Origin of the sequence: Enterococcus alcedinis (assembly GCF_014635985.1) — a bacterium.
Taxonomy (GTDB): Bacteria; Bacillota; Bacilli; order Lactobacillales; family Enterococcaceae; genus Enterococcus_I; species Enterococcus_I alcedinis.
In genome coordinates this window covers 124993-141311 of record NZ_BMDT01000007.1, presented here as the reverse complement: position 1 = coordinate 141311, position 16319 = coordinate 124993, and the positions used below count along the sequence as shown (strand labels likewise).

Genomic DNA, 16319 nt, shown 5'->3' with positions numbered 1-16319 from the left:
GTAAACACTATTTTACTAGGTTTGAAGCAATGAGTCTCTTTTGGTGTTGCACTTATATTGTAAATTCAAGGTCAAAAAAACAATTCTCCCTTCTAATTTCCCATCTTAATCTTTTGTTCGCTTCACAAACAGAACAAATGTTCGTATAATGATTTTAAGTATCTTATCGAAAAGGAGGAATTGCTGTGTTCTTTGATTATAGTCAAGAACCAAGAAGTGATTATTTATGTATTGACTGTCGCTCTTTTTACGCTAGTTGTGAAGCAGTGATGCGTGGTCTCGACCCTTTAAAAGCATTATTGGTCGTTCTTAGTGGCGGCGATAGTCCCGGTGGTTTGATTTTATCGGCCTCACCACAAGCAAAAGAACGTCTTGGTGTATCGAATGTTACTAGACGTTCTGAGGTCCCTAATCATCCAGACCTCATCCTTGCGCCTCCTCGAATGAAAGAATACATCGAAATCAACCTTAAAATTTTAGAAACGATTGCGACTTATGTATCGCCTGAAGACTTTCATGTCTATTCAATCGATGAAGTATTTGTTAAGTACGATAACGTGAAACACTTATATCAAAATAAAGATGTGACACTCTTTGCTCTGGCACTCATGCGAAAGATTACAGAAAATACTGGAATTCGAACAGCGATTGGCATTGGCGACAATATGCTTTTAGCGAAACTGGCTTTGGACAATGAGGCCAAAAGAAATCCGCTCGCAATTGCTGAGTGGCGATATGAGTCGGTTTCTTCCAAAGTTTGGGGGATTCAAAAAATGACTGACTTTTGGGGAATTGCTCATCGAACGGAGAAACGATTGAATGATAAAGGGATACGGACAATTAAAGAGTTAGCTAATTATGATCCCTATCGGCTGAAGCAATCGATGGGTGTGATTGGTGCGCAACTGCATGCACACGCCAATGGCATCGATCGTAGTCAAATCGGTGACATTTACAAACCAGCAGAAAAAAGTTTTTCGAATTCACAAATTTTATTAAAAGATTACAACGATGTCCGAGAGATAAAAGTCATTATTCGTGAGATGAGCGACTTGCTCGCCTCTCGTCTGAGAAAAAAACAAGCAAAGACGGCCTGTATTCATTTATTTATTGGTTACTCAAAAATCGAACAGGAACGTGGTTTCGCTCATCAATTAAAAATACCGGAGACAAATAATACGACAACCATTAGTCTCGGTTTATTACAGCTCTTCGATCAATATTACAAACCCGGTACCTCTGTCCGGCAAATCGGTGTTGGCGGTTTCCGCCTCCACTATCATACAAATATTCAACTAGACTTGTTTAAAGAGCCGGAGCAACAAATTAAGCAAGAACAACTGCATGATCTAAAAGATAAAATTCGAGAAAAATATGGGTTTCAATCGTTGATTTATGCCAGCTCTTTGTTAGAAAACGCAACGGCAATTAGCCGATCTACAAAGATTGGCGGACACTAATTCAAACAGGAGTGATTATTATTAAAAATTATGGAAAAGAATACGTTGACCGGGGAATTATCAAATGGAATGGCATGTACTTGTCGGAACATACGGAACAGATGTACAATGAACAAGCTGCAGTCAAAAATCGCCCCACACAAAAACTGCAAATGACTACCGAACAAATTCAATTGATTTTAGTCGACGCATTTCAAGGCAGTCTCGTAATTGCCATTCAAAAAGAAGAACGGAATCTTGATGGTGATTATCTACCAGACATTTTTGGGCATATTATTGGTTTTGATGAACGGGGATTATTTATCGATCAACAAAAAGTGGATTTTGATGAAATTCGACACGTAGAAATCCGCTCTACCCCCAAATGGTTCAATGTCGATGAATGAATAAGAGAAAAGAGGAAATAATATGACGCGTAGTATGGCAATAAAATTAACGACTTTATGTATGATTCGAAACGAGCAAGGACAAATTTTAGTTCAAGATCGACAGAAAAAAGATTGGCCCGGCTTAACCTTTCCTGGCGGACACGTCGAAAAAGATGAAAATATCGAGACCTCAGTTATTCGAGAAGTGTACGAAGAGACCGGCTTACAGATTGAAGCTCAACTTGTAGGTATCGCTGAATGGATCAACGATACGAATGGTGGACGTGAACTTGCAGCTTTATTCGTGGCAGAAACGACTCAAACATTACCTGAAAAAACGGAACAACCACTATTTTGGCTCACGGAAGAAGAACTATTCAACGGAACTTTAGCTGGCAGTTTAAAGCAACTACTGCCTATTTTTTTCAAAGAAAAACAATTTTTCTTTAAAGATTATTCCAATTAATTCCCTCTTTTAAAAAGAACTTGAATGAAAGAAGGTTTAATCAAATGATTATTGATTTTAATTCTCTTAAAACTAACGTATAATAAGAGTCATTACCGCACTTGAATAAGGAGGATGTTTCGTTGAAAAGAATTGACATCAATTGGAACCAATGGATTATTCGATTTACTTTTGCCATGCTCGTGATTATCGGCTATAAAGTGATTTCGAATTATAATGCCATTTTTGGTACAATCAAAAGCTTCACTCAAATTCTATCACCTTTTGTGATTGGATTTGTCATTGCATATTTATTAAATGGCCCACAGGAGTTATTAAAAAAGCTCTTTAATAAGAGTCGGAATAAGTTTTTAAATAAGAATCAGCATGGTTTAAGTGTATTGAGCTTATATTTGATTTTAATTTTCTTAATCTTTTTATTATTGAACTTCATTGTACCGCTACTCATTACAAACTTAATTGATTTATTAAAACTTCTCCCTTCATTTATTAATTACCTTTCAGAATTAGTAACAAAATTAGAAAGTGACGGACTCATTGAATTTTTATCTCTAGAAAAAATGATTCAAAATATTTTAACCAATTTTTCTTTAGAAAGAATGCTTGGACAATGGTTACACTCATTAACTTCGATTGGGCAACTTTCAGTTAGTCTCTCATCGATTGTTATTAATTCGGCCTTATCCTTTATTATTTCAATCTATGTCTTAGCTTATAAAGTTTCATTACTTGATTTTTCCAATCGTTTCTTTGGTAAATTGTTACCTAAAAATGCTTTTTTAGGGGCAAAATATTGGATTCAAACAACGAATCGTATTTTTTATAAATTTATTAGTTCGCAATTCTTAGATGCTTGTATTATTGCTGTTTCAGCTTCGATTATTTTAAGTGTACTCAGAGTACCTTTTGGTATTTCACTTGGATTATTCTTAGGGATTTCAAACATGATTCCTTATTTCGGATCAATCGTCGCATCTGTGGTCACAGCCATTATCACTTTCTTTACAAGTGGTCTAAACTTAGCGATTATCACATTAATTTCGTTAACTGTTTTACAACAAGTTGATGGAAACTTTATTGGACCTCGAATTATGGCAGGAGCGCTAAACTTAAATCCAATTGTTATTATTATCTCAATTACAATTGGTGGTGCTTACTTCGGTGTGATTGGTATGTTTTTAGCAGTGCCAGTAGCAGCGATTATTAAGATCATTACGATGAACTGGCTCGACAAAGACCAGATTACACCTCAAACTCCTGACACAACAGACAATTCCTTGCTTGAATTGGAAGAATCTTAAAAAAGACAAAATACAGGATGTTGAAGCGGACTTAGTCCAACTTCAACATCCTGTATTTTTTTCTTATTGAACAAATGATCGAGTCAGTAATTTTTCTAGTTCAACGATAACAAAGACAACGAGACCAGAAAGAAAAGCAAACGCTAGATAATTCAAATCAATTCGCGTAGTTCCGAGAATATTATGCATGAATGGTGTGAAAATAAGTAAGGCTTGCAAGACGATAAGTACCGCTATTGATAACCATAGTACGTTATTTTGAAACAACCCTTTATTCAGTGCACTCTTATGAATTTCTCGACAATTCAGCATATAAAAAACTTGTCCGCAGACAATCGTCATAATCAATGTCGTCTGCATGGCTGTTTCACTTGAACCTTGCTTTGCTAAAAAATCATTAACCATAAATCCTAACGTTGCTAGTAATATTGAAACATAAGCCGTTCTAAAAATAGCATAGGCATTTAAGATGTTTTCTTTTGGATCACGAGGTTTTTTACTCATTGCCGTAGGATCGAGTGGTTCGAAACCTAGTGCAAAGGACAACGTAATGGTTGTGACCATGTTAAGCCACAAGATTTGAACCGAAGTTAACGGTAATGGTCGATCAAGTAGCAAAGAAACAACGACGAGTAGTCCTTGTGCAAAGGCTGTCGGTAAAGAGAAATAAATTGTTTTTTTCAAGTTGTCGTAAACCCTACGACCTTCTTTGACCGCACTGATGATCGTAGCAAAGTTGTCATCGGCTAACACCATATCGGCCGCATCCTTTGTAACTTGCGTACCCTTAATCCCCATTGCTATTCCAATGTCAGCTTGTTTAAGTGCTGGAGCATCGTTCACGCCATCACCAGTCATTCCAACAATTTGACCATTTTTTTGAATGGCTTGAACTAAGCGCAATTTATGTTCTGGTGTCGTTCGGGCGTAAACATCATTTGCCATGACTACTTCCGCTAATTCTTCATCCGTCATTTTTTCAATATCCGCACCAATCATTGCATGCTGATAATTGGTAAGGCCAATTTCTTTGGCAATCGCCATTGCAGTGTCTTTATGATCTCCGGTAATCATCTTCACTGAAATGCCCGCTTTCTTACTCAATCTGACTGCCTCAATCGCCTCTTTTTTCGGTGGATCAATAATCCCAAATAAACCGATAAAAACCATGTCTGTTAAGAGATCTTCATGTGTCAAATACGTTTTATCTAAAGGAACTTCTTTAAAAGCTGCCGCTAGAATCCGTTGACCTTTTTTGGCTTGCTCACTCATTTTCTCTTCCCAATAAGATAGCGTCAACGCTTCGATTTGTTCATTGACTAACTGATTTTGAGTGATGCCTAACAGAACGTCGGGTGCCCCTTTCAAATAAATATATTGTTTTCCTTCAATATTCATTAATGTCGCCATGTATTTATAAGCCGAATCAAACGGAATTTTACTAATTGTCTGTTCTTCTTCTACCAACGCCAAATGGTTTGCCCACTCTAACAACGCGCCTTCTGTTGGATTGCCGATAATTTCTCTCACACCATTTTTATACGTGATTTTTGTATCATTGCAATACAAGGACGTTTCAACGAGCTTACGGATCATTGGGTTGGTTTCTGTTAACTCTGTGTAATGCGCTTCATCTTTTTCTTCTTCAACGATATGTGTCTGTGTCGCGGTAATAACCGCCATCACTTCCATTTCATTTTTGGTTAAGGTACCTGTTTTATCAGAACAAATAACGCCCATACTACCGAGTGTTTCAACAGCGGGCATTTTTTTGATAATCGCATGTTGTTTTGTCATTCTTGTCACACCTACGGAAAGTATAATCGATAATACCGCCGGAAGTCCTTCAGGTACTGCTGATACGGCGAGAGCGATCATCGAAGACATCAACTCACTTGCTGTCATATCACGATAAATTAGACTGAATAACACCAATCCAATAATTAATACCGTAAGAACAAAGAAAATTTGCTTATTCAATTGTTTCATTTTTTTAATTAAAGGAGTCACACTATCTTCCACACTTTTTAAGTGTTGACTAATCTTACCAATTTCTGTGTCATCACCAATCTCAACGACGACACCTTTCGCTGAACCGCTGTTTACTAGTGTTCCTGAGTAGACCATATTCACTCGATCTCCCAGACCTGCATCTTGTTCAATGACGATCGCATTTTTTTCAACGGGTAGTGATTCACCTGTTAAAATCGCTTCATCTACAACAAAATTATACGCCTCTATAATTCGTAAATCAGCTGGAATAATATCACCTGCATTTAAAAAGACGATATCACCACTGACCAGAGATTTTGAATCGACGGTTGTCTTCTCACCCTCAATCGCAACAATCGCTTGAGCGCTCATCATGGAATTTAAACTTTTTAGTGAATCGGAAGCCTTGGCTTCTTGTACGTAACCAATAATTGAGTTAATAATAACGACGAGTAAAATAATACTCATATCAATGAAATCACCACTAATACCTTTTAAAACAGCTGAAAAAATTAAGACGTAAATCAAAAGATCATTGAAATGTTGCATAAATTTTTGTAACTCACTTTTCTCTTTAGCCTGTGAAAGTGTATTTCCCCCTTCCTTTTCCTGCTTTTTTTTCCTCTGTTCGACTGGTAGCCCATCTGCTGTTGTGCCTACTGCGCCAAATATTGTAAGCGTTGACATTTTATACCATTCCATTGCAACGACACCTCCTTATAGGATTGACTCTCCCGTTCCAAGCTTACGGATAATCAGAAAGATTGTCAAGAATTTACCCATGAGTAGGGAATAAAAAATGGGCCTATGACACAAGTCATGGCCCTACTTTTTTCATACGAACATTTGATGGGTAAACGGATGACAAAAGTCTGCTCTATCGGAAACTTCACTAAATTCGAGCAATTGAAAGCCCAAATTGTTCGAATTTACCTCCAGTTTCTCAGAGAAAAACGACGTTTGTCACACCTCCTTTTTGATTTTCCTAAATTGCTTCCGATCGTTTTTTAGCTTCTGCTACAAAAACAGTCATTTCGTTGGCTAGATTTTCACGTAATACGTTTAAATCGGCTTTTATGAGTTGTTTATTTTCTACCAAGTGCTGACCCTGAACCCAAACATCTGATACGTTACTGCTATTGGCTGAGTAAACCAATGCAGAATAAGCATCGTAAATCGGAAACATGTTGACTGATTGTGTTTCCACGAGTGTTAAATCGGCTTGTTTACCAATTTCAATCGTTCCCACAAGTTTCTCGAGGCCTAAGACACGACTGCCGCCTTCTGTTGCCAAACGTACAATCTCTTTTGCTGGAAATAAGCTACGGTCTTCATTAGCTGTTTTTTGGAAATTAGCGAACATGCGCATTTGCGTAAATAAATCCAACGTATTCCCACTACTTGGCCCATCTGTTCCTAGCCCAACATTTAATTCTTCTGCAATCATCCGTTTGACCGGGGCAACCCCTTTGGCTGACTTTGTGTTCGCTCCGATACAATGTGCAATCCCGAAATTGCTTCTTTGTTCATGAAGGAGCGACCAATCACTTTCTTCAATAAAAAGGCAATGAGCCATAATGATTCGTTCGTTGAAAAAACCTAAATCGTTTAAAAAAGCAACCGGTGTTTGGTTGTATTTCTCTTTAAACTCCGTCATTTCATACGTCATTTCAGCAACGTGCATTGAAATTGGTGCCTTGTATCGTTTCGCCATCGCAACGATGCGCTCGAAGATTTCTTTTCGATTGGTGTTGGTTGCATGTGGTGCAATCATTGGAGTGACTAACGGATGATTGCTCCAACGTTTAAGGAAACCTTCTGTCCAATCAAGTGCGTCATCAGGCGTTTTAAAATCACACGTTTCCATCTCGATAATCGTTTCTCCTACAAAACCACGCATCCCCATTTCAACGGCTGCTTCAGCAACTTCTTCTTCAAAATAATACATATCACAAAATGTCGTGACACCAGCTAATAACATTTCAGCGATTGCGTATTTTGTCGAAGATTTAACGAGTTCTGGTGTCATAAATTGTTCTAATGGAAATAAGAAGCGACGCAAACGATCTGGGACATCATCTCCTAATGAACGAAAAGGAATCATGCCCGCATGCGTATGGGTATTAATCATTCCGGGCATTAAAATGCCACCTTGACCATCAGTCACCACGTCCGCTTCTGGTAACTCCTCTGTCATTTCACCGATTTGTGCGATTGTTTGGTCCTCAATCAAGACATAAGCTTGTTTGATTTCCGTCATTTTAGTATCCATTGTCAATAAGTGGACGTTTTTAATTAGTTGTTTCATGTTTTAACACTCCATCTTCTGGAAAAACTAAAGGATAAAAGGTTTGTGACTTCGTATCCATCATGCCTTTATCCGTCACCTTAATTGCCGGCGAAACGGGTAACGAAAGGGTTGAAAAGGACATAATTTCATTGCCGTTTTCGTAGCCTAAATCTTTCATCGCTTGACGAACGCCTTTTAATGCTTGGCCTAATTCTTCAATTGGTGCTTGCGATAAAATCCCACCAATTGGTAGCGGACACGTCGCAACAATTTTCCCTTGATTGACGACCACATAGCCCCCTTGCATTTCTAACAAAGCATGTTGTGCCACAAGAATCGATTCAGGATCATTTCCCATCAACATCACATTATGATGATCATGTGCCCAAGTCGTACCAATGGCACCAATCCCTGTCAATGGATCGTCCATTAAAGCGCGTGCGATATTCCCATTGATACCATAGCGTTCCATCACGATTAATTGCGCGAGGCCAGCTGCTTGCCAATCAAGTGCGCCTTCTTTAACGGTTAATTCTTTCGTTATCCGTTCAGTAAAAGTACCAACCACTTGTTTTTGAATGACGTTACAACGCACACGTTCTTTTTTCGTTTCAACGTTTAGAGTTAAATCATCGAATGTTAATTTTTGACAATCAACCGTCTGATAATAACTTTCTGGGAAGGTTTCAATTTTTTCTGGATAGTGGAAGGGTTGCCCTTTAGTAAAGACTTTTTCACCACTCTTATACACTTGTTCAATGGTTAATGATTCTAAATCGCTAACGAACATAAAATCGGCTACTTTACCTGGTGCAATCATACCACGATCGAGTAAACTCATACGACGTGCTGGCGTGTAAGTTGTCATGTAAATCGCTTCTTCAACCGGTAAACCACAGGCGATGGCTTTTTCAACATTTTTATTTAAATGACCTTCTAGGAAATCATCGACCATAATATCATCCGTAATAAAACAAGCAAAGTCAAACAATTGATTGTCGCGAATGACCGCCATATTTTCAGGCGTAATCGATTTATCTTGGAATTGAATAAAGAGACCCGCTTGAATTTTTTCTAATAAGTATTCTGGAAATTGATGCGTATGATCAGATGAAATCCCACTCATTAAGAAATCGGCTAATTCTTGATCATAAATTTTAGGTATATGCCCTTCTAGTGGCATCGTTGGACGTTCTTTTTGACAGAGGTCAATGATTTGACGAATCAACGAGTCTTTATCATAGGCAATTCCTTTGAAGTTCATTGCCTCCCCTAAACAAATCACGCGTGGATCTTTGAGTAGTTCGCGTACTTCTTCTAAGGCAATCACGCCACCTGTTGTTTCTAAATCAACTGTAGTCGATGGTACAGACGAAGGAATTGCGTGAAAAATATCCATTTTTGTTTCGGCTGCCATGAAATGTTTTAAGCCTTCTAATCCAAAAACATTTCCCATTTCATGAGCATCTGCGACAACAGTGGTCACACCATAGCCTAATGCTGTTTCCGAAAAAATTGCCGGAGTCGTCATCGAACTCTCAATATGCAAATGGATATCAATGAAGCCGGGGATCATATACTGACCCTCGGCTTCAATCGTTTCATTCGCATTCAAGTGTTCCATGTCGACAGAGCTGATGTAGTAAAACTTCCCTTGTGTAACGGCTACATTCTTTTTAGCAAAATTACGGGTCGGTGTTTGATAGACCCACGCATTTTTGATTAAAAGATCTGTCTTCATGTCATCCCTGCTTTCTAGTTATTCATTGTACGGTTCCATTGGTCAACCCAATTCGCCATATTTTCGTTAATCATTTTAAAATCAACTGGTTTTGCACGGTCAGCAATCGCACCATACGTTTTTTCACCAATTTCTTCTTCTGAAAGAGTTACGTCTTTATTGACTGGACCTTCATTTAAAGAAACAGCTTTTAATTTTTGAGAATCAGCACTAATACGGTGGTTAACAAAAGCAAAGGCTAATTCCTTATTAATTGTTGTATTTGGAATATTCACTGTATTAAAGTTTGCGTATGTCCCACTTTCTGGTACAACGTATGTCACATCTTCAGCTGCGCCTTTAATAATATCAACGGCAAAGTCTGCAACAACTGCAACAGTAATCTCACCTGATTGGAACATGTTTGCTAAATCAGATGATTTTGAGTAAGTTTTTACGACGTTTGGTTTCAATTCTTTCAATGCGTCAAAGGCTTTTTCACCTTTATCAGTTGTGATATCTTGTCCAGCATAATCACTTGCAACGTGTAACATCAGTGGACCCGCTGTTACTGTGATATCAGGAATCGAAATTTTTCCTTTTAAATCTTCACTCCATAAATCTTCCCATGACGTAATTTCACGTCCAACTTTTTCTTTATCATACACGATACCAATACTGTTAACCGCAATTGGTACACCTGCGCCACTTTCAAAAACAGCTTTTGCATTGTCAGTTAATTGTGCTAAGTTTGGAACATCTTTTTCTGTAATTGGTAAAAATAGATCCGCTTCATTGCCTTCTGTTGAGTGGTTTTGGGCCAACTCGATGACATCAATGCCTGCTTTTGGATTGTTTTTTAATTTGGTAAAACGATCCGCACTATTACCTAATTCAAGTGTTACTTTTGCGTCATTGGCTTCTTCAAATGGAACCATAATATCTTGGCGAACGATATCTTCACTTAGTCCAAAAGTCGAAACGACTAATGCTTTATTACCATTGCCTTTTGCACCTTCGCTACTTGTTGTTCCACCTGGTGCTTCACTGTTACCACATGCTGCTAAAGCTAGACCGGCAACTAATAATAAACTTGCTAAATGTTTTTTCTTCATTTTCATTCTCACCTTTCTAATAAGACTACTTTATCTGCTGGGAATACGAGTTCAATTGTTTCGCCCACTTCAAAAATTTGCTTGTCACTACCATTTACTAACAATTTGCCCAACGCCGTTTCAACTTCATACTGATGACTCTTACCTAAGAATGTACGAACAAGGACTTTTCCTTGTATATCACCTGTTTGCTCAATGACGATGTCTTCGGGACGAATCGTTGCAATCCCTGTGTCATTTGCTAGCGTTGAAATACTAGATTCGATACGTACTTCATTCGCTGTCATTAACTCACCGTTTGTTGTACGTGTGACATCAAAGAAATTTTCAAATCCAATAAATTGAGCAACAAATTTTGAAATCGGCAAACGATAAATTTGTTCTGGCGTATCATATTGCTCAATCACACCATTATTCATAATCGCTACTTTATCTGAAATCGAGAAACATTCTTCTTGGTCATGTGTTACAAAAACTGTTGTAATGCCCAGCTTTTGTTGGATACGTTTAATCTCGATACGCATTGCAACACGTAATTTGGCATCTAAGTTCGATAACGGCTCATCAAGTAATAGTAGCTTTGGTTCAATGACTAAGGCGCGAGCAAGTGCTACACGTTGGCGTTGACCACCTGATAATTGTTTCGGGTAACGCTCGCCAAAGTTTTCTAAACCACAAATTTCTAACATTTCTGCCACTTTTTGATCGATGACTTCTTTTTTCTCTTTACGTAACTTCAAACCAAATGCGACGTTTTCGGCAATCGTCATATGTGGGAATAATGCGTAACTTTGGAAGACCATCCCAAAATTTCTTTTATGAACCGGTACTTTTGTTAATTCTTCTTGATCTAAAACAAATTGACCCTCTTTTGGTTCGATTAAACCGGCAATCACACGTAAAGTCGTTGTTTTTCCACAACCACTTGGCCCTAATAAAGAAACCAATTCGCCTTTTTTCATCGAAATATTTAAATTTTCTAATATATTTTGTTTTCCGTCATAACTGACACGAATATCTTTTAATTCAACAAATGACATGATTTTCTCCTTTACGCAATCGATGCTAGTCCGAGTGTTTTTTCAATTAAATACATTAAACCAATGGTCAGTAGCATTAACATTACTGAAATGGCTGAGACTGTCGGATCGTAGTTGTATTCCATGTAACTCAATAAATTGGTTGGTAACATTGTGACACCTGGGCCGGATAAAAACATCGAAACCGGCACGTTATTGAAGGAATTAACAAATGCTAGCATAAATGCGGCGAAAATTCCTGATGAAACGTTTGGTAAGACCACTTTAGTAAAGGCACGGAATCGTGTACAACCTAGTGTCCACGCCGCTTCTTCCATTGAATAATCTAGTTGATCCATACTTGATCCGACAACACGAATAATGTACGGTAAGCTGATTAAAAAGTGACCGATTAATAGACCTTGGAAGACTGGTAAACCTAGTGAGACAACGATAAATTGAAACAACGTGTAACCCACCACAATTCCAGGGATAACAGTCGGTGATAAGAAGAAACTTTTAATCATTTGATTGCCTTTTACTGAATAACGAGCCAAAGCATACGATGCTGGAACGCCAACAAGTAAGGCTAACACTGTCGCTAAGATACCGACAGTTAAACTTAATTTAAAACTATCCATCATTGTACTTAAGCTAAGGGCATTCGCATACCAATCCAACGTAAAGCCTTTAATTGGAAATTGAATCGCAGCTGCTGTACCAAATGACGTCACGACAATCAGTAATAGAGGTAGAAATAAGAATGCGAAGACTAAAATCGCAATCATTGTCATCATTTTTTGTTTACGCATGATTCATTCCCCTCCGATCCATTCTTTTTGAAATAAAGTTTAACCCTTGCATCACAACTAATGTGACAACAATCATGATTAACGCTAACACGGAAACACCATTCCAATCACCTAATGTTGATGCCTTTTGATAAAGGAACGTTGATAGTAACATTTTTTGGTTTCCACCTAATAATAGTGGGGTTGTATACGCAGTTAAGGTGCCGGTAAAGACTAGAATACTACCGACAATCGCACCTGGTATTGATAATGGTAAGACGATTTTAACAAAGGCTTTTAAAGGAGTCGCGCCTAGGGTTTCAGCTGCCTCTAACATTTCACCTTCGATATTTTCCATTACACCGACGAGTGTCATAATCATTGTTGGTAGGAATAAATAAACAGAACCAATAATAATCGCAAACTCGGTATACAATAAGCTTAACGGCTGATCAATCAGACCAATTGCCATTAAAAAGTTATTAATAACACCATTTTTACCTAAAATATTAATCCATGCAAAACTACGAATAACTGAGTTTGTTAATAATGGGAATAAAATCATCGCCATTAAAATACCGCGCCACTTCTTTTGTAATCCAGCAATAAAATACGCTGTTGGAATACCTAAGATCAAAGACACGCCGGTTACAATACTAGAAATTCGCATCGTCCGCCAAAAAACACCTCGATTGTATTCATCTTGGAAAAATTTAATGTAATTTCCAATACCACCATTATCCGGTAAAAAAGTTGGGAAAATATTCGCAACTAGCGGAATCATTAAGAAAAATACTAAGAGGATTATTCCGGGGGTTAAGATCAAATAGGGAATATTTCTTTTCATGGGTACACTCCTTGTTCATTTTTAGCACAATTGATAGTATAAAATTCTTTCTCAAACAATTCAACTAAACCTTTAAAATAATCCCTACATATCCTTTGAACGTTCGTCTTATACGGAATAACAAGTGTTTTAAATAACATCTCTCTCATCTAAAATTCATGTACACGCTTTCTTATTCCGACAACTATTTCTTCAAGAATTATTTCATCTTTCGTAGTTAGTTGTAGTATAACAACGGATTATAAAAAAGACTAGCAAAGTGCTAATCTCAAAAATGAAGAAAGCCTCTAAAATCGTTTTATCGATTTTAGAGGCTTTTGCTTACTCATTTTCTTCAATTACTTGGTTTTCAAAAATTAATTGATTCTCTAATAAATCAATCGTCACTTTTGATTTTGGCATCACTCGTCCTGCCACAATTTCTTTCGCTAATGGTGTTTCGACTTCTTTCATAATGTAACGACGCAACGGTCTTGCACCATATGCTGGATCGTAAGAATTTTCTGCTAACCACGCTTTGGCCGATTCAGTAATGGTTAAATCAATGTCTTGGTGAGCCAAACGTTTCGACAATTGTTCGATGACTTTATCAACAATGCCTTTCACGTTTTCCAAGCTTAACGGTGTGAATAAAATCGTATCGTCAATTCGATTTAAGAATTCTGGTTTGAAATGACCTCTTAACGTTGTCATCACTTGTTCTTGAACTGCTTCTGGAATATCCCCTTCTGCTGTTACACCACTTAACAATAGCGATGAACCAATATTACTTGTCATAATTAACACAGTATTTTTAAAGTCAACCATTCGTCCTTTTGAGTCAGTTAAACGACCATCATCTAACACTTGTAATAAAATGTTAAAGACGTCTGGATGTGCTTTTTCAATCTCGTCAAGCAAGACAATGGTATAAGGGTTTCGACGAACAGCTTCCGTTAATTGTCCACCTTCTTCGTAACCAATATAGCCTGGAGGGGCTCCGACTAAGCGGGAAACGGCATGTTTCTCCATATATTCACTCATATCAATTCTAACCATATTATTTTCAGAATCAAATAAGTTTTCAGCTAATGCTTTGGCTAACTCTGTTTTCCCGACCCCTGTAGGTCCTAAGAACAAGAATGAACCAAGTGGTCGATTCGGATCTTGTAAGCCTGCTCTCGAACGAATGACCGCATCACTCACCGCATTGACGGCTTCTTCTTGACCAATAACACGACGATGCAACGTTTCATTCAAGTGTAAGAGTTTTTCTCTTTCCCCTTCAACAAGTTTTGTTACTGGAATACCAGTTAAACGTCCGACAACAACGGCAATTTCATTGTCCGTTACTGCTTCTTGTAACATTTTTCCATCTTCTTTGGCATTTTTAGATTCTAGCGCTTTTAATTCAGCCTCTAGTTGAGGGATTGTTCCATGACGTAAAACTGCTGCTTTTTCTAAATCATAATTGTTTTCAGCATCTTCTAACTCATGTTTGGCTTGATCAATCTCACTTCGCTTGTTTGAAAGAGCATTGACTTCTTCTTTTTCTGTCTCCCACTGCATCTTCATTTGGTTGGCTTCTTCTCTTAGTTCAGCCAATTCTTCTTGCAAGATACTTAGGCGTTTTTTCGAAGCGTCATCGGATTCTTTCTTCAAGGCAGCTTCTTCGATTTCCAATTGCATTAAACGTCTGGTTACTTGGTCTAATTCAGTTGGCATCGAGTTCATCTCAACACGAATCGTAGCCGATGCTTCATCAATTAAATCAATTGCTTTATCTGGTAAAAAGCGATCGGTAATGTAACGATCAGATAAAACAGCTGCTGCAACGAGCGCATTATCATGAATATTCACGCCATGATGAATTTCAAAACGTTCTTTTAGCCCACGTAAAATCGAGATGGTATCTTCGACGGTTGGTTCTTTGACAAGAACTTTTTGGAAACGGCGCTCCAAAGCTTTATCTTTTTCCATATATTCACGGTATTCATCTAAAGTCGTTGCTCCAATTGTATGAAGCTCTCCTCGTGCTAGCATTGGTTTCAAAAGATTGCCGGCATCCATACTTCCTTCTGTTTTTCCTGCTCCGACAATATTATGGATTTCGTCGATAAATAAAATAATTCGACCATCAGATTTTTTAACTTCTTTTAAGACCGCTTTTAAGCGCTCTTCAAATTCACCACGGAATTTGGCACCGGCGATTAACGCTCCCATATCCAGTGAAAAAATCGTTTTGTCTTTTAAATTTTCTGGAACATCTTTACGGACAATCCGTTGGGCCAGTCCTTCAACGATGGCTGTTTTACCAACACCTGGCTCTCCGATTAGTACCGGGTTATTTTTTGTTTTACGGGTTAAAATACGGATTACGTCACGAATTTCTTCGTCGCGACCGATAATTGGGTCCATTTTCCCTTTTTTAACGAGTTGGACTAAATCAATCCCATATTTTTCTAAGGCTTTATATTGCTCTTCTTGATTTTGCGATGTCACGCGATCGCCTCCTCGAATGTCTTCAATATTTTTTCGAATCGCTTTTTCTGTTATCCCTTGCTTCGTCAAATAAACCGTTAATGGGTAGTTCTTTAACTTCATTAAGGCTAGGACAACAATTTCAGTTGCTAAATATTCATCTTCAAATTGATCTTTTAATTGATCGGCTTCATTTAATAATTGGAATAAGTTACTACTCATGGATTGCCCATATTGGACATTCGCACCAGAAACAGTCGATTTACGATCCAGTTCCTGATCAATCTCACGTTCAAATGCTTCGACATCTACCCCTAAATCATGATAGAAATTACGTGCAAATTGATTTGGTTGCATAAAAATTTTCCACAGGTGGACGATATCGATTTCTTGATGGTGTCTCGTCACGGCCACTTGTTGAGCTTCTGCTATGGCACTTTGTAAAGTTGACGTCATTTTTTCAATATTCATTGTTTGTTCCTCCCATCTT

The 16319-nt window shown here is 37.9% G+C and carries 12 protein-coding genes; 4 read left to right on the top strand and 8 right to left on the bottom strand.

Annotation, left to right across the window (positions count from 1 at the left end):
- The first annotated feature begins 179 nt into the window (after positions 1 to 179).
- From IEV09_RS08750 to IEV09_RS08735, 4 genes are all read left to right on the top strand, one after another.
- Positions 180 to 1460, top strand: coding sequence for a Y-family DNA polymerase (locus IEV09_RS08750; protein WP_188367918.1), 1281 nt, complete (start codon positions 180 to 182; stop codon positions 1458 to 1460).
- A gap of 11 nt (positions 1461 to 1471) precedes the next feature.
- Positions 1472 to 1846, top strand: a complete 375-nt coding sequence (locus IEV09_RS08745) for a hypothetical protein (RefSeq protein ID WP_229731687.1) — start codon at positions 1472 to 1474, stop codon at positions 1844 to 1846.
- 22 nt (positions 1847 to 1868) lie between these two features.
- A complete protein-coding gene (locus tag IEV09_RS08740) occupies positions 1869 to 2294 on the top strand; it encodes an 8-oxo-dGTP diphosphatase (RefSeq protein ID WP_188367910.1) in 426 nt (141 codons plus the stop codon).
- 122 nt (positions 2295 to 2416) lie between these two features.
- A complete protein-coding gene (locus IEV09_RS08735; protein WP_245329662.1) occupies positions 2417 to 3595 on the top strand; it encodes an AI-2E family transporter in 1179 nt (392 codons plus the stop codon).
- A 63-nt stretch (positions 3596 to 3658) separates the two neighbouring features.
- Here IEV09_RS08735 and IEV09_RS08730 read toward each other — a convergent pair whose 3' ends face one another.
- The 8 genes from IEV09_RS08730 to clpB all read right to left on the bottom strand — a co-directional run bounded on the left by IEV09_RS08730 (position 3659) and on the right by clpB (position 16300).
- Entirely contained in the window at positions 3659 to 6289 is a 2631-nt protein-coding gene (locus IEV09_RS08730) for an HAD-IC family P-type ATPase (protein ID WP_188367909.1), read from the bottom strand.
- A gap of 283 nt (positions 6290 to 6572) precedes the next feature.
- A complete protein-coding gene (locus IEV09_RS08725; protein WP_188367908.1) occupies positions 6573 to 7895 on the bottom strand; it encodes an amidohydrolase in 1323 nt (440 codons plus the stop codon).
- Complete coding sequence (locus tag IEV09_RS08720; protein ID WP_188367907.1) at positions 7879 to 9618, bottom strand: adenine deaminase C-terminal domain-containing protein; 1740 nt, start codon at positions 9616 to 9618, stop codon at positions 7879 to 7881. The genes IEV09_RS08725 and IEV09_RS08720 overlap by 17 nt, the downstream gene beginning before the upstream one ends.
- A gap of 14 nt (positions 9619 to 9632) precedes the next feature.
- Complete coding sequence (locus IEV09_RS08715; protein ID WP_188367906.1) at positions 9633 to 10712, bottom strand: ABC transporter substrate-binding protein; 1080 nt, start codon at positions 10710 to 10712, stop codon at positions 9633 to 9635.
- 8 nt (positions 10713 to 10720) lie between these two features.
- Entirely contained in the window at positions 10721 to 11752 is a 1032-nt protein-coding gene (locus IEV09_RS08710; RefSeq protein WP_188367905.1) for an ABC transporter ATP-binding protein, read from the bottom strand.
- Positions 11753 to 11763: 11 nt separating this feature from the next.
- A complete protein-coding gene (locus IEV09_RS08705) occupies positions 11764 to 12543 on the bottom strand; it encodes an ABC transporter permease (protein WP_188367904.1) in 780 nt (259 codons plus the stop codon).
- Positions 12536 to 13369, bottom strand: a complete 834-nt coding sequence (locus tag IEV09_RS08700) for an ABC transporter permease (protein WP_188367903.1) — start codon at positions 13367 to 13369, stop codon at positions 12536 to 12538. The genes IEV09_RS08705 and IEV09_RS08700 overlap by 8 nt, the downstream gene beginning before the upstream one ends.
- A 321-nt stretch (positions 13370 to 13690) precedes the next feature.
- Positions 13691 to 16300 carry an ATP-dependent chaperone ClpB gene (clpB, locus tag IEV09_RS08695; protein WP_188367902.1) on the bottom strand — a complete coding sequence of 870 codons (2610 nt, stop codon included), beginning with the start codon at positions 16298 to 16300 and terminating at the stop codon, positions 13691 to 13693.
- Positions 16301 to 16319: the final 19 nt, after the last annotated feature.

Excerpts from the sequence above, each read along its gene's own strand:
- IEV09_RS08740 (WP_188367910.1), top strand. The coding sequence starts at position 1,869 with ATGACGCGTAGTATGGCAATAAAATTAACGACTTTATGTATGATTCGA.
- IEV09_RS08730 (WP_188367909.1), bottom strand. The coding sequence starts at position 6,289 with ATGGAATGGTATAAAATGTCAACGCTTACAATATTTGGCGCAGTAGGC.
- IEV09_RS08725 (WP_188367908.1), bottom strand. The coding sequence starts at position 7,895 with ATGAAACAACTAATTAAAAACGTCCACTTATTGACAATGGATACTAAA.
- IEV09_RS08720 (WP_188367907.1), bottom strand. The coding sequence starts at position 9,618 with ATGAAGACAGATCTTTTAATCAAAAATGCGTGGGTCTATCAAACACCG.
- IEV09_RS08715 (WP_188367906.1), bottom strand. The coding sequence starts at position 10,712 with ATGAAGAAAAAACATTTAGCAAGTTTATTATTAGTTGCCGGTCTAGCT.
- IEV09_RS08710 (WP_188367905.1), bottom strand. The coding sequence starts at position 11,752 with ATGTCATTTGTTGAATTAAAAGATATTCGTGTCAGTTATGACGGAAAA.
- IEV09_RS08705 (WP_188367904.1), bottom strand. The coding sequence starts at position 12,543 with ATGCGTAAACAAAAAATGATGACAATGATTGCGATTTTAGTCTTCGCA.
- IEV09_RS08700 (WP_188367903.1), bottom strand. The coding sequence starts at position 13,369 with ATGAAAAGAAATATTCCCTATTTGATCTTAACCCCCGGAATAATCCTC.
- clpB (WP_188367902.1), bottom strand. The coding sequence starts at position 16,300 with ATGAATATTGAAAAAATGACGTCAACTTTACAAAGTGCCATAGCAGAA.